General features: G+C 64.8%; 13 protein-coding genes and 2 pseudogenes. 8 read left to right on the forward strand and 7 right to left on the reverse strand.

Features of this window, described 5'->3' with window-relative positions; translation table 11 throughout:
• The first annotated feature begins 165 nt into the window (after nucleotides 1–165).
• Nucleotides 166–933, forward strand: coding sequence for a YoaK family protein (locus WS75_RS13730; RefSeq protein WP_059680936.1), 768 nt, complete (start codon nucleotides 166–168; stop codon nucleotides 931–933).
• Between the two features lie 109 nt (nucleotides 934–1,042).
• A complete protein-coding gene (locus WS75_RS13735; protein WP_059680937.1) occupies nucleotides 1,043–1,240 on the forward strand; it encodes a ribbon-helix-helix protein, CopG family in 198 nt (65 codons plus the stop codon).
• A gap of 13 nt (nucleotides 1,241–1,253) precedes the next feature.
• On the opposite strand, the gene WS75_RS13740 is transcribed toward WS75_RS13735, so the two are convergent.
• Nucleotides 1,254–2,090: a hypothetical protein gene (locus WS75_RS13740; RefSeq protein WP_059680938.1), complete on the reverse strand. Its 837-nt coding sequence runs from the start codon at nucleotides 2,088–2,090 to the stop codon at nucleotides 1,254–1,256.
• A 91-nt stretch (nucleotides 2,091–2,181) separates the two neighbouring features.
• Nucleotides 2,182–2,472, reverse strand: a pseudogene (locus WS75_RS13745) (PhnA domain-containing protein).
• A gap of 50 nt (nucleotides 2,473–2,522) precedes the next feature.
• Here WS75_RS13745 and WS75_RS32070 point away from each other — a divergent pair.
• Both WS75_RS32070 and WS75_RS13750 read left to right on the forward strand, forming a co-directional pair.
• A complete protein-coding gene (locus tag WS75_RS32070) occupies nucleotides 2,523–2,744 on the forward strand; it encodes a hypothetical protein (RefSeq protein WP_082729588.1) in 222 nt (73 codons plus the stop codon).
• A gap of 519 nt (nucleotides 2,745–3,263) precedes the next feature.
• The gene (locus WS75_RS13750; RefSeq protein WP_059680939.1) at nucleotides 3,264–3,686 is read left to right on the forward strand and encodes an ACT domain-containing protein; all 423 of its coding nucleotides are present in this window, start codon (nucleotides 3,264–3,266) and stop codon (nucleotides 3,684–3,686) included.
• A 322-nt stretch (nucleotides 3,687–4,008) separates the two neighbouring features.
• On the opposite strand, the gene WS75_RS13755 is transcribed toward WS75_RS13750, so the two are convergent.
• Together WS75_RS13755 and WS75_RS13760 are read right to left on the reverse strand one after the other, a co-directional pair.
• Entirely contained in the window at nucleotides 4,009–5,313 is a 1,305-nt protein-coding gene (locus tag WS75_RS13755; RefSeq protein WP_059680940.1) for a HipA domain-containing protein, read from the reverse strand.
• A complete protein-coding gene (locus WS75_RS13760; protein WP_059680941.1) occupies nucleotides 5,303–5,587 on the reverse strand; it encodes a helix-turn-helix domain-containing protein in 285 nt (94 codons plus the stop codon). Before WS75_RS13760 ends, WS75_RS13755 begins: the two co-directional genes overlap by 11 nt.
• Before the next feature lie 404 nt (nucleotides 5,588–5,991).
• Here WS75_RS13760 and WS75_RS13765 point away from each other — a divergent pair, with 404 nt between their 5' ends.
• The gene (locus WS75_RS13765; protein WP_059680942.1) at nucleotides 5,992–6,702 is read left to right on the forward strand and encodes an MgtC/SapB family protein; all 711 of its coding nucleotides are present in this window, start codon (nucleotides 5,992–5,994) and stop codon (nucleotides 6,700–6,702) included.
• A gap of 57 nt (nucleotides 6,703–6,759) precedes the next feature.
• On the opposite strand, the gene WS75_RS13770 is transcribed toward WS75_RS13765, so the two are convergent.
• From WS75_RS13770 to WS75_RS34120, 3 genes are all read right to left on the reverse strand, one after another.
• The gene (locus WS75_RS13770) at nucleotides 6,760–8,949 is read right to left on the reverse strand and encodes a hybrid sensor histidine kinase/response regulator (RefSeq protein ID WP_059680943.1); all 2,190 of its coding nucleotides are present in this window, start codon (nucleotides 8,947–8,949) and stop codon (nucleotides 6,760–6,762) included.
• Nucleotides 8,950–9,415: 466 nt separating this feature from the next.
• Nucleotides 9,416–9,736 (reverse strand): hypothetical protein, encoded by a 321-nt coding sequence (locus WS75_RS13775; RefSeq protein WP_059680944.1) that lies wholly within the window; start codon nucleotides 9,734–9,736, stop codon nucleotides 9,416–9,418.
• A 268-nt stretch (nucleotides 9,737–10,004) separates the two neighbouring features.
• Nucleotides 10,005–10,154 (reverse strand): hypothetical protein, encoded by a 150-nt coding sequence (locus WS75_RS34120; RefSeq protein ID WP_179948902.1) that lies wholly within the window; start codon nucleotides 10,152–10,154, stop codon nucleotides 10,005–10,007.
• Between WS75_RS34120 and WS75_RS13780 the strand changes: the two are divergent.
• From WS75_RS13780 to WS75_RS33535, 3 genes and pseudogenes are all read left to right on the forward strand, one after another.
• Nucleotides 10,128–10,435: pseudogene (locus tag WS75_RS13780) on the forward strand (methyltransferase domain-containing protein). The gene WS75_RS34120 and the pseudogene WS75_RS13780 overlap by 27 nt on opposite strands.
• Before the next feature lie 340 nt (nucleotides 10,436–10,775).
• On the forward strand, nucleotides 10,776–13,187 hold the full coding sequence (ppsA, locus tag WS75_RS13785) for a phosphoenolpyruvate synthase (protein WP_059680945.1): 2,412 nt from the start codon (nucleotides 10,776–10,778) through the stop codon (nucleotides 13,185–13,187).
• Nucleotides 13,184–13,405 carry a hypothetical protein gene (locus WS75_RS33535; protein WP_059680946.1) on the forward strand — a complete coding sequence of 74 codons (222 nt, stop codon included), beginning with the start codon at nucleotides 13,184–13,186 and terminating at the stop codon, nucleotides 13,403–13,405. The genes ppsA and WS75_RS33535 overlap by 4 nt, the downstream gene beginning before the upstream one ends.
• The last annotated feature ends 322 nt before the right edge of the window (nucleotides 13,406–13,727 follow it).

Below are 13,727 nucleotides of genomic sequence, written 5' to 3' on the forward strand. Positions count from 1 at the left end.
TGACACCGAAAGACCAATCCCGATAACAAGGTATGATAATGCCGTTATCATTAAAATCTCATAAATCCTCGGATGGAACGGGCGCGCGTGGCGGTTTGTCGCGGCGCTCCGGGTTCCGCCCAGGGCGTCGTTGTCCCCCGATCCGGGCGAATGAGGGAAGATCCTATGCCAGCGCAGTACTTCCGAGGCCTGACGGGAAAACACCGCAGCGCGGCCGCGAACCGCCAGCTCGGGTTTTCGCTTGCCTTTGTTGCCGGAGCAACCAATGCCGGCGGTTTCCTCGCGGTCAAGCAATACACGTCCCACATGAGCGGGATCGTGTCGGCGATTGCGGATCAGACGGCGCTTGGCGACGTCCGGCTCGTGCTGGCCGGGGTTGGTTCGCTCGTGTCGTTTCTGGTTGGCGCCGGCTGCTCGGCGGTGCTCGTCAACTGGGGACGCCGCCGCGGCCTGCAGAGTCAGTATGTACTGCCGTTGCTGGTGGAGGCCGCGCTGCTGCTCCTGTTCGGGCTGCTCGGCAGCCATCTCGCGCTGTGGGAAGCGTTCTTCATGCCGGTCACGGTCATCCTGCTGTGCTTCATCATGGGGCTGCAAAACGCGATGATCACAAAGCTGTCGGGGGCGGAAATCCGCACGACACACATGACGGGCATCGTGACGGACCTCGGCATCGAGCTCGGCAAACTCTTTTACTGGAATCGCTCGAATGCAGACGTGCATGCGCATGCGGTGATCGCAAACCGCGCGAAGCTCAGGATTCACGCAACGATGCTGGCGTCGTTCTTCGTCGGCGGGCTGGCCGGCGCAATCGGCTTCAAGCGTGTCGGCTACGTGTCGACCGTGCCGCTTGCCGCGGCGCTCGTCACGCTGGCGATCGTGCCCGTTGTCGACGACGTGCTTGAATATCTCTATCGGCTTGACCGCAGGTCGTGAGCCGGTCGCCGAGCCGGATCAACACGCGTGTGCCGAAGGTTTTCCGGTGCGGTAGGCAAGGGCCGGTGCATTACAATTTGATTAGCATATTTGCCGACTCTATCCTGCAATGGAAACGAAAACCGCACGCTTGACCATCCTGATCGATCCCGCCAAGAAAGAAGCGTTCGACATGCTCTGCGCGGAGCAAGACCTGACGCCGTCGCAAGTCGTGCGGCAGTTGATTCGCGAGTATCTCGAGCAACACGGCGTGAGCTACAGGACGAAAAGCGCGCTCGCCAAGCGGGTGAAGCGAAGCGCGGGCTGAGCTCGCAAGCCGTCTAGGCGTCGATTTCCCAGTGTGCATGCCCCTGCGCATGCCAGGTCAACCGCTTTGGATCGAGGCGTTCTCCCTCTTTCATGCGCCGAGCGGTTGACGACAGCTTGAGTTCGCCAGCAAACGCGAATGAGCGCGCGCGTTCGAACAGAACTTGCCTCGATGGCAAACGAATCGACCCCTTCCAGGCGAAGGCGACGAAATTGCTGTCGTCGTTGCATCGGACAACCGCATACGAAGGGCCGAACACGCAGCCCAGGCGCTCGATGTGAGCGGGCAGCGATGGGTCGTCGTCCGGCAGATTGATCGCGAGCACTCCGTAATCGCTCAATCGCTCGTGACAGGCGGTAAAGAACGCGATATCCGCACACCGGCTCGGCATGCCTTCCGCGACGAAGGCATCCAGCAGGATCACGTCGGCGTGGACCTCTTCCCGTGTCGCGTACTCCGCGCCATCTGCACATATCACCTTGAATCGAGTGTCGTCCGCCGGAATCCTGAACACGTCGCGTAGTGCGATCACTTCCGGATTGATTTCGATCGCGTCGATGGTCACGCTGGGCAGATGCCGGTAGCAGTACTTTGCCAAGGAACCGCCCCCGAGCCCGATCATGCACATATGTCCGGCGGCCGGGTGCAGCAGCAGACATCCCATCATGGTTCGCGTATAGCCGAGCGCCAGTTTGTCGGGCGTGCGCAGTGACATGAAGCTTTGGGTAGCCTGGTGATCGAAGTGCAGCGAAATTGCGTGCTGCGTCTCCAAGACGTACGGTCGTCCGTCATGCAGCGGGGTCGACAGGAATTCGACGAACGCATCGTGGGATGTTCGGTCATGCTCCATGCTCGATCGATCCGGGTAGTCAAGTTGCGGGTGGGGGCGCCTGCAGCGAACAGCCACGACAAGCGGGTTCGCCGTCGGTGGGCGCACGACGTCACATTTTCTTGAGAAAGCACGCGTTGAGCATGAAGCCGCCCATGTCGGTCTTGCAATCGACTTCGCGATCTCCGCCGACGAGGCTGATGCCCTTGTCCCCAGTGCCCATCTCCAGCGTGATCGACGAACCCTTCATGCGCAAGTCCTTGAGCAGCGCGACCGAATCGTCTGTGGATTAGGTGCCGGCGCTGGCCGCCCATTCGTGACCACAGCCCACGCGCAGGGTCAGCGCGCCGTCTTGGTCTGTGTCCTGCATCGCGCGCTGCTGGCAGGCAGGGGCAGCGTTCATTGCGGCTTTCATTTGGCAGATTTGACCATGATCAGATCTTTGGAGACGCCATGAGCGATGAGGAAACTTCGACGGTTCCGACTATTTCGGCATCCGCGATCTGGGCGCTCGAGCGCCTTTCCGATATTCGTTATGGTCGCGATATGCCCGCGCTTGGCTGGTCCATTACCCGAGCGCTCATCGGCGCTGGATTCGTGCGCTATCCGAGGAACGGTCGCGGAAGCGTTTCGATTACAGCAGCCGGGCAGACGTTCCAGAAAAATCGGAAATAGTTCTTGTCGACGTCGCTCAGGAATCGCACGGCCGCGTTGATTCAAACATCGTTCATGTTGTGGAGTCGCGGCCCTGGGGGCGTCCGGCGATACCGTCGGCAAGCGACGTACAGTCTGGCGCCTCGAATCGATCGGGTATTCGTCCATCGATCGGAAATTCTCGCGTCGATGAGACGCCGTGGCTATGGTCTCGCCTTCCCGTCGCATTTGCATCAAGCGTACCGGTTGCCTATTACAGCGACCGACGATCTACCGGATGGCCGACCGTTCTGGCACGCAGCGAGAACCTTTCAATCAGGATCATTGCGGGTAACGTCCGGGAAATCATCCGATGAGTTCCACGGTGAACTGCTTCAATGGCGGCATCGGCAGGCGGTCAGGCTCGGGCTGCGACCCTACTCGAAGAAAACATCGGATTCCTAGGAAAACCTGCACGCCGCCCCTCGCGTAAGCGGACTTGCTCGCCGCTCATGCGCGACATACATTGTCTTCATTGAGGTCCGATTTTCTGGAGGGGCCATGCAACTGATCGTCGAACGCGTTGACGTTTGGGCGGCCACCATCGAGGACAAGCCGGGCGGTCTTGCGCACGTGTTGAACGCGTTGCGGGATGCTGGCGCGGATTTGCAATTCGTTGTCGCCCGGCGCACACCGGAAGCACCAGGCAAGGGGGTCGTGTTTGTCGCGCCGCTGCAGGGAGACAAGGAGATCCGTGCTGCCACGCAGGCGGGATTCAATGCCACCTCGCGCCTGTACTCCATCCGTGTGATGGGACTGGATCAAGCGGGGATCATCGCAGAGCTGACCCAGCAGCTGTCGGACGGCGGGATCAATCTCCGCGGCGTATCCGCGGCCGTGCTTGGCTCGCAGTTCATTGCTTATCTCGCGCTCGACTCGCAGGCCGACGCCGATCGGGCGATGGACATTTTGCAAAGGGCTTGACTAGCCGTTGTTGCCCCGTGTCTTTGCGTGCCTTCGCGCTTCGTCGTGCCATGTGCGGCAAGTACGGTGCGAGGGCAGGAGGGATTCAATAGCCCGACGGTAATCGCTCACGGTTGAGTTTTGATGAAAAATCGAGGCGTTGTGATAAGAATACTTATCCCGACAACGTCGATGCGAATGAATGTCGCTGTTGAATTCGCCGCCTGGCACGTTCGGTCGGAAGGGACGGCGCTGCGGTATCGAGGTGCGTGACGCGCGGGCGTCGAAGTCCCGGACGAGATCGGAGCAGGATGCAGGGCGGACGCCGCCCGCGCATCCCTGCTCAATCGCGCGTCCGCCGAAGCGCGCGCCCCATCTCGGCGATCGGCATCGCCGCGATCGAATTCAGCAACCGCGTCTCTCCGGCGTCCGGGCGCGCGATTGCCCGCACGTCATCGAGCGTCTGCGCGACGTGGCGATCGAGCGGTTCGAGAAAGCGCCGCAGCTCGCTCTCCGCCGCCTTGTCCCTGAGCCCGATTGCCTGTCCGAACGCGATCAGCGCATCCACATCGATATCGACGAACCGCGTCGCGGTGCCGAGCGGCATCGTCAGTTCGCAGTGCGGCCAATGATCGCCACGATGGTCGGGCCGGTGCGTTGGCGTGTGATACACGACCGTGCTCACGATGTCATAGAACGGCGCAAGCCGGTAACCGCGCGCGTCGACGAAGAACGACAGGTTCTTCAGGTGCGCGTCGGCATTGCCGACCACCACGTTGAACACGGTCCAGCGGAATACGGACAGGCGCGCCAGCGCGCGCGTGCTGGTGCGGTCGATCGCGCGGGCAAGCTCCTGCGCATTCGCGCGCTGGTATTTGAAGCCGCGGTCGTAGTTGAGCAGCTGCATCGCGTCGATCGTATGCACGCGCCCGGCCGGCGCCGACGCGACGTCGCGGTCGAACCGGTCGATCACGTAGCACGCGGACGGCGCGCGCAGGAAGTGCACGTCGGGCACGTCGAGCCCCATCCTCTTCGCGAGCTTCATGCAGAAGAATTCGTTGATCGCCGAGTGCGGGTAGCCGGCCGCGCGCATGTCCGGCTTGAGCAGGTGCATCGACGGCTCGCTGCCGACCGGCTCGTACAGCGCGTAGTCGGGTGCGTTGCCGCGCAGCACCACCAGCAGCTTCTGCTGCGCGCCGGCCGCCGACATGCGCTTGGGTGCGGTGGCCGTCAGCGCGCGCTCGGGCATTGCCTGGATCCGGCGTTCGAGCTCGTCGAGCGGCAGCGGCTGCAGGCTGCCGGGCGCTTCCTGTTCGCCGTCGGCCAGCAGTGTCAGCGCGCCGGCCGATTCGCGCCCGAAGTACGCGAGCAGGCCCCACGCGTCGGCGGCATCGACCTTCGCCTCGCGCGCGAGCGACGTGCGCATGCCTTCCTCCGGCAGCAGGTTGTCGAAGAACCACTGGACCGGGCGATCGGTCGACGTATCGGTGAAGGTGCCGGCGCGCAGCGCGAACGCCGGCGACAGCGGATAGGCGGTCGGGGACGCGAGCCATTGCGGGTCGTATGCGAACGACCAGATGCCTTTGTCGTCGGTCAGCGTGCCCATGCGCTCGCCGTTGGCGGAGGCGATCAGCTTTCTAGCCGCCATGGCTGCTCCTGCGGCGTTGCGCGGCCTTCAGCGCGGTGGCTTCCGAAATCTCGACCGATGACTCGGCGTACAGGCGCACGCCCAGCTCGCCGAGCAGCGTCATGACCTTGCCGATTTGCGCGGTCGGTTTGCCGGCTTCCACCTGGCTGATGAATTTCGGCGACAGCCCGGTCGCGTTCGCGAGTTCGTCGCGCGTGAACCCCTGCTGGAGCCGCGCCGCGCGGATGAGGTGGGCGAGCGCGCCGATCGTGTCGACGGACTGGGACTCCGACATGACGTTCTCCGTACTTCGTATCTGATCGGGAACAGTATTGCACAACTCGACGGCCTGGGCATCATTTCGTATCCGTACAGAAACGAAGGTGCGGTAAAAGGACTCGGGACGTCGTTTCGTACCCGATCGGGAACAAAAGATCGTGGAGCTGTATGTTGAAGCCACCGTCGTATCCGACCGAATACGGAAAAAGTGTCGACCGGCCAGGCCGGCGACGATGTATGGAGCCGACGGTTATCCGTCGGCGGCGGTCACGGTCAGCGGGCCAACGTCGTCGTCGAAGGCCCACGCGGCGCGCGACCGTCATTCGACACACAGGTCGGGCCCGAACCTTGCGCCCCGCAAGCGCCGCCCGCGGCCGCACCGCGACGCGTCACACATGACGGATTGGGAGGGAGGCGCGCATGGAGCCGATGCCGGTCGTACTTCAGTGGGATGCGGTCCTCGTCAGGATCGCCCTCGCGCTGATCGCGGGCGGGCTGATCGGCCTCGATCGCAGCGAATCCGGCAAGACGGCCGGGCTGCGCACGACGATCCTCGTCTGCCTTGCCGCGTGCCTGTCGATGCTTCAGGTCAATGCGTTGCTGCTGCAGGCCGGCAAGCCGCAGGGCGCGTTCTCGGTGCTCGACCCGATGCGCCTGCCGCTCGGCATCCTGACCGGGATGGGCTTCATCGGCGGCGGCGCGATCCTGCATCGCGATGGCCTCGTATCCGGTGTGACGACAGCCGCGACGCTGTGGTTCGTGACCGTGGTCGGTTTGTGCATCGGTGGCGGCCAGTTGTTGCTCGGCGCGCTCGGGGTCGTACTCGGACTCCTCGTCGTGTGGCCGCTGCGGCTGGTCGAGCAGCGCGTGCGGAGCGTCAGGACGGCACTGATCACGATCGAGTACGAATTCGGCTCGCCGGCGCGCGAGCGGCTGACGACCGGGCTGCGCGACGCTGGCTTCGCGTGCCGCACGCGCGGTTTTCGCGAAACGGCCGCGCGTGCGGTGCGCGAAGAGGAACTGTTCGTAGCTTGGCGCGAACCGGCCAACGCCGATGCGATGCTGCCTCAACTGATCCGGATCGCCGAATTGGCTGGCCTGACGTCGATCCGTTGTTCCACGGAGAACTAAGCCGCACGACGCTTTCCGAGCGTAGGTTGGCTGCGTGCCCGGTGTCCCGTGCCCCGTTCAGCGTCCGGCTTCCGCTCCGGCGCCGTCGTGCGAATCGCCGTTCGTTCCGGGCTGGCTCATCGCGAGATGGAGTGCGGCCGGGTCGACCGGTTTCACGAAATGCTCCAGAAACCCGGTCGCGAGACAGCGTTCGCGATCCGCGTTTCGGCCATAGCCGGTCAGCGCGAGAAAGATGCACGGCGTGACCTCGTTGATCGCCTTCAGCCGCCTCAGCAACTCATAGCCGTCCATCACCGGCAGCCCGATGTCGAGGATCGCGACGTCGGGACGGTAAGCGCGGTACGCGGCCAGCGCGGTTACCGGGTCGTGCACGACGGCGACTTCGTGACCAGCCTCGCGCAGCCATTGCGCGAGCGTCGACGCGGCATCCTCGTTGTCGTCGACCAGCATCACGCGCCGGCCGGTGCGGCCCGGCGCCATGTCGAGGATGCCGTGCGGCTGCTGCGGCGCGGCCATTGCCACGGCTTTCGGCCGGTACTCGGGCAGTGAGATCGTAAACGTGCTGCCGCAGCCCGGTCCGGCGCTGTCCGCGCGCACCGTGCCGCCGTGCAGGGTTACGAGACTGCGCACGAGCGCGAGGCCGATACCGAGGCCGCCGTGCGCCTGCTTCGCGTCGCCGTCGAGCCGGTAGAACGGCTCGAAAATGCTGTCGAGGCGGTCGCGCGGAATGCCGGCGCCGTTGTCGCTTACCTCGACGAGCGTGGTGCCGTCGGCGCCGCGGGCCGCGCGCACCGCGATGTCGCCACCCGGCAGCGTGTATTTCGCCGCGTTGGTCAGCAGGTTAGCGACGACCTGCGACAGCCGCACCGCGTCGCCGTGGCAGCGCGCGTCCGGATCGGTATCGACATGCAGACGGTGACGGCGCTGCTCGAGCAGCGGGCTCGCGACCTCGACCGCGCGGTCGACGATGTCCGCGAGCTGCACGGGTTCCTTCTTCAGCGTGATCTTGCCGCGCGTGATGCGCGACACGTCGAGCAGATCGTCGATCAGCCGGACCATGTGATCGAGCTGCCGCTGGATGATCGCGATCTCGTCCGGCGTCGCCTGGCCGTCACGATGGCGGATCAGCTCCAGCGCGAGCGAGATCGGCGTCAGCGGATTACGCAGCTCATGGCCGAGCACCGCGAGAAACTGATCCTTCGCCTGATTCGCGTCACGAAGTTCGCCGAGCAGCCGGTCGCGCTCGGCATTCGCGGCGACGAGCTTCTCGCGCGCGGCGACGTGCTCGGTCACCTCGACCGCGCTGACGATCACGCCGAGCCCGTCCGCGAGCGGTTGCGGATTGAAATGCAGCCGGTACACGCGGGCGCCGTCCGGCTCGGGCCGGTCGCGGTGCTCGCCGATCGTCGTCGAGCGGCCCAGTGTGCGGGCGGTTTCCAGCGCGTGCACGATCGCCGGCGTATCGCCGCCGGGTAGCACGGACGTCAGCTGCTGGTCGACGATGTCGGTCCGGCCGCACAACTCGGAGAAGCGGTGATTCGCGAGCACGATCCGGTGTGCGGCGCCCGACAGCAGCGCGATCGGCAACGGCGCGTGCATCAGGACGCCGTTGCGTTGCTGCTCGGCGTCCTCGCGACGGCGGATCTCTTCGCTCAGCGCGCGCGAGCGCTGCTGCGACAACGCCAGTGTCAGGTGCAGCTCGTTTTCGTCGTTGCGCAGCGATGCGTCGGGCAGGATGCGGCGATGCAGCGCGCATACATGGCGGAACGTTTCCGATTGCTCGACGCTTGGAAACACGTCGCCCGGATAGCCGCAGTAAAGCGAGAAGCGATGTTGCTCGATCAGCTCGTTCCATAGCGCTTCGAGCCGCAGCGCACCGGCGTACCGCTCCTGCGCGCACAGCAGCGCGACCATTTCGCCGAACACATGCACGGGTCGGCCGGCGCGGACCGCCGCTTCGACGATCGTGCCGATCGAGCGGCGAAAGCGCGCGGGGTCAGGGAGGTTGCCGTCCATGAAGCTGTCGAGCAGCGTCTGCGCGTTCGACATGAAGATGCGCTCGCGGGCCGCGTGGCCGATCGGTGCGCCGAGCGTGCGCAGGCGTTCGTGCACCGCCGCGAGGCAGTCGGGTCGCGCGATCACGATCGCGCTGCCACCCGCGCGCAGCGCATCGGCCGCGAACAGTGCGACTTCCGACACGAGCTGCGCATCGGACTCGTAGAACTGGACGAAGTGATCGGCCCGCATCGGTGCCGATTCCAGCAGGGGAGATGCAGTTTTCATCGCTCACGACCAGACAATGCCGTTGGCGGCCGGTGATTCCGTGCCGCGGCCATATCCGGGCCGTCGCGAGCAAGCCGCGTGCCGCGCGCGCCCCCAGGTCCGAGGGCCGTGCGGCACGAGCCCGGCATGCGCGGGCGGTGCCGGATGACAGTGCGTTTGTAAATTCTGCCTCGAATCGCAGGACGGATGTGCGATCAGGGTGGCGCGGCGCAATCCCGGCGCCGGATCGCGGCGTCATGCCTGGCGCCCGACGGCCAAATGCTCAGAACTTTACGCGCACCCCGTGCGACGCGCGGCGACCGGTGCTCGCGGTCCTATCGATCGATGGAATCGTCGGATGGACGCGCGCCTGGTCACGGGGGGAGCATGTTCTTATGCAACAGGGTGCCGCGCGGCGCGAGGCCGATGCGCGACGCGCGAACGCCTGACATCAGGAAAACGTCGTCGCGACCATGATGCCGAACACCAGGCCGAGCGCGATGCCGGTCAGCCGGCCGTAGATGGATGCGCGCACATTGTCGTCCAGCTCGAACGGCGAGCGCTTGTGCTTCCATACCGTGCTGAATGCCACCGGACGGGTCAGCAGCACGGTGCATGCGATCAACACGGGTGTCGCGATGAGCATCGCGATGCGCGGACCGTTCCAGTCGACGCCATGCATCATCAGCGAAACAAGCACGGCGAGCGGCACCTCGACGCACAGGCCGAGGAGCGATCCGCCGACGAAGGAGTCTCCCGGTGATTGGAGCATGGTCGTCCGTCCGTTCGAATGAAAGCCGCACCCGTTTGCGAGCGGCTGAAAGGGCGACCGCGGTCCGTGTCGGAGGCCATGGTCGATCGTGTGGCCGGATGTTAAAGCAAATTGTCGACCGGTTACCGGCTATTCAAGCTATTTAACAAATGTTCGATGGAAACCGGGTATCGTGCGCGACGCGGCACGGCGCGGTACGCCGGCGACGCGCGTCGGGCGGCTTGAGCGGCAGCGATCAGCGAACGACAAGGACTCGACCACACACCGCTCAGGCCGGAAAACCCGATCTGAACTCGATTCGACAGCGCGCGTGCAGTTGCAAAGTATTGCCGATCAATGTCCTGGCCGGTGTGCTGATCCCGTCGCGCCGCAGGGGCGATTCGATGCGATCCTGTCGTTCGAAGTCTTCGAGCATCATCCGGATCCCCGCAGCCTGTTCGCCGATATCGTCCGGTGCAGGGGCCCGCCAGCGCACTGCTGTTTCAGACGTCCCTGATCACGCCGGAGATCCTTGCGCGTGGGATCGAGCAATGGTGGTACTGCGTGCCGCGCAACGGGCATATTTCCTTTCATACGAGCCAGGCGCTGACGCTGCTGGCGACGCAGCTTGGGCTCGAATTTGGCTCGTTCAGCCCGGAAACGCACGTGGTTTTCGATCGTGCGGCGGCACCGGGGTGGCTTTCGAAGTTCTTTCAGTGAAATGGGGGCTCGGTCAGCCGCGAAATCGGTAGACAGGAATCCGAGACGCCATTGTTCAGGAGGCGATCGATCATCCCGAGCCGGATATCCACACGGACGCATGTCGCCCCGCAGGCGTGAGATCGGCCTCAGCGCGGCTTGCACCGTCAATGCCGCCCGGCCACGGAGATGAAGCCGCGCGCGAGGCAGCACCGTTCGCGCGTCGGCCGCCGTTCTTGATGCAGGTCACGTGAGACGCCGAAGCGTCGGGTCAGGATGAACGTGTTCGGCCGACAGCGCCGGCCAATGCCGGCCCGCGCCTGTCGCTCGCGACTCGGCCGCGGCCATCGGAGGGCTCGTCATGGATCACGAGAATGCGTACGTCGTATGGTTCGACGACCTGCGGCGCGGCGACGTGGCGCGCGTCGGCGGCAAGAATGCGTCGCTGGGCGAATTGATCGGCAACCTGTCCGCACAGGGCGTGAGCGTGCCACCCGGGTTCGCGTCGACAGCGGACGCTTACTGGCGATTCATCGATGAAAACGAATTGAGGCAAGCCATCGGCAGCACGCTCGAGGCATTCGGCGCACGCAAGATGGCGCTCGCCGAGGCCGGTGCGTCGATTCGGCAGGCGATCCTCCGTGGAGACTGGCCCGACGACATCGCGGACGCGATCCGGGACGCGTATCGGCAACTGTGCCGGCAGGCCGGCGGAGACGACGTCGATGTCGCCGTGCGCTCGAGCGCGACCGCCGAGGATCTTCCCGACGCGAGCTTCGCGGGCCAGCAGGAAACCTATCTGAACGTGCGCGGTGAGCGTGCGCTGCTCGCGGCGTGCCGCCGATGCTATGCGTCGCTGTTCACCGACCGCGCGATCTCCTACCGCGAAGAAAAGGGCTTCGATCACTTGCGCGTCGCGCTGTCGATCGGCGTGCAGCGGATGGTGCGTTCGGACCTCGGCGCGGCCGGCGTGATGTTTTCGCTCGATACGGAAACAGGATTCGACAAGGTGGTGCTGATCAGTGCGGCATGGGGGCTTGGCGAGAATGTCGTGCAGGGCACCGTGGACCCGGACGAATACGAGGTGTTCAAGCCCTTGCTCGGCGATCCGGCGTGCACACCGGTCATCGGCAAGACGCTCGGCGGCAAGGCATGCAAGCTGATTTATGCGCGCGACGAGAATGCACCGACCCGAAACGTGCCGACCTCGAAAGCCGAGCGTGCCACCTTCGTGCTGGCGGACCGCGACATCCTGGCGCTGGCGAAGTGGGCCTGCGCGATCGAGGCGCACTATGGCCAGCCGATGGATATCGAGTGGGCAAAGGACGGCGTAAGCGGAGAATTGTTCGTCGTGCAGGCACGTCCCGAAACGGTGCAGTCCCGGCGCGAATCCAGCGCCATCAAGACCTACCGACTTGGTCAGACCGGCCGCAAGCTGCTCACCGGCGTCAGTGTCGGCGAGGCGATCGCGGCCGGCAGCGTGTGCGTGATCGAAAGTCCGCACGACATGGGGCGATTCGTCGACGGCGCGGTACTGGTGACGCACACGACCGATCCCGACTGGCTGCCGGTGATGCGCCGCGCCGCGGCGATCGTCACCGATCATGGCGGCCGCACGTCGCATGCCGCGATCGTGAGCCGCGAGCTGGGATTGCCGGCCATCGTCGGCACCGGCAATGCGACCCGCATGCTGCACGATCAGCAGGAAGTGACGGTATCGTGCGCGGAGGGCGAGGCCGGGTTTGTGTATGAAGGCATCGCGCAATACCAGGTGGAGGCGATCGACCTGACCGATCTGCCGGCCACCCGTACGCAGGTCATGCTGAATCTCGCGAATCCGGCCGCAGCGTTCAGGTGGTGGCGACTGCCCGCCGATGGAATCGGGCTCGCACGCATGGAGTTCGTGATCAGCAACCATATCAAGGCCCACCCGATGGCGCTGGCCCACTACGATGCGTTGACGGACGCGCATGCGAAGCGCGAGATCGCTGCCCTGACGTCGGGGTACGACGACCCGTCGAACTATTTCGTCGACCGGCTGGCGCATGGCCTCGCGCGTATCGCGGCGGTCTGTCATCCCGCGCCGGTGATCGTCCGCATGAGCGACTTCAAGACGAATGAGTACGCGCATCTGGTTGGCGGCGCGCAGTTCGAACCGCTGGAAGAAAATCCGATGCTCGGATTTCGCGGCGCGTCACGCTACTATTCGCCGCGCTACCGTGACGGATTCTCGCTCGAATGCCGGGCCATCGCGCGGCTGCGAAATAGCATGGGATTCAGGAACGTGGTCGTGATGATCCCATTCTGCCGGACGCTCGACGAGGCGGACCGCGTGCTTGAGGTCCTGGCCGCCAACGGCCTGAAGCGCGGCGAAGACGGATTGCAGATCTATGTGATGTGCGAAATCCCGTCGAACGTCATCCTGGCGAGCCAGTTTGCGCAGCGCTTCGACGGCTTCTCGATCGGAAGCAACGATCTGACTCAACTAACGCTCGGCGTAGACCGCGACTCGGCGGAATTGGCCGGGTTGTTCGACGAACAGAACGAAGCCGTGAAGTGGATGATTGCCCGCGTGATCGAGTCCGCCCGCAACGCGGGCGCGAAGGTCGGTTTGTGCGGCCAGGCGCCGAGCGATCATCCGGCATTCGTCGATTTTCTCGTGGCGTGCGGCATCGACTCGGTTTCCGTCAGCCCCGACAGCTTCATCGCGGTCAAGCGGCGCATGGCCGTCGCGGAAAAGGCTGCGCCCGGTGAGCGTGCGTCGCCGGAATGAGCCGTATCCAGTCTGCGTCGCCGCCAATTCTCGCGACCTGCTCGCGTATCGAAAAGAGCGCCGACGAGCGTTCGCCGCTGCCGAACGCATCGTCGATCGCGCCGTCCTCTCGTATCGTCACGCTGACGAAGCCGCCGGATTTCAGCAAATGCACGGAAATGCGCGAGACCGGCACGCGCAGCCTCGCGTACTCGAGCGCGTCCCGTGCGATCCGATAAAGGACGGAGGCTGCCGCGGCGTCCACACCGGTCTCGGTTCGGTATCAATCTTCATGCCATATCGCGAGAACAAATCCTGCGCGAGCCCTTCGTGAAGATCGGAAGCGAGACGGGTCCGTTCGGCCTCGCGGGCACGCAGCAATGTGCGCGCCAGTTCGCGCCGCGCGTGTCGCGATTCACGCCATTCCCGCGCGGTCGCATTGCGCCGCGTGCCGTCCTGGAAGGTCAGCAGATCCGGCGCTCGGCAGGATTCGGCTGGACCGACCGATTCCCGAGCGTGGCGGTGCGCACACGACCGTACCGGATCGGAATGAACGCAGCG

The organism is Burkholderia sp. FL-7-2-10-S1-D7, assembly GCF_001524185.1.
GTDB classification, from domain to species: domain Bacteria; phylum Pseudomonadota; class Gammaproteobacteria; order Burkholderiales; family Burkholderiaceae; genus Burkholderia; species Burkholderia diffusa.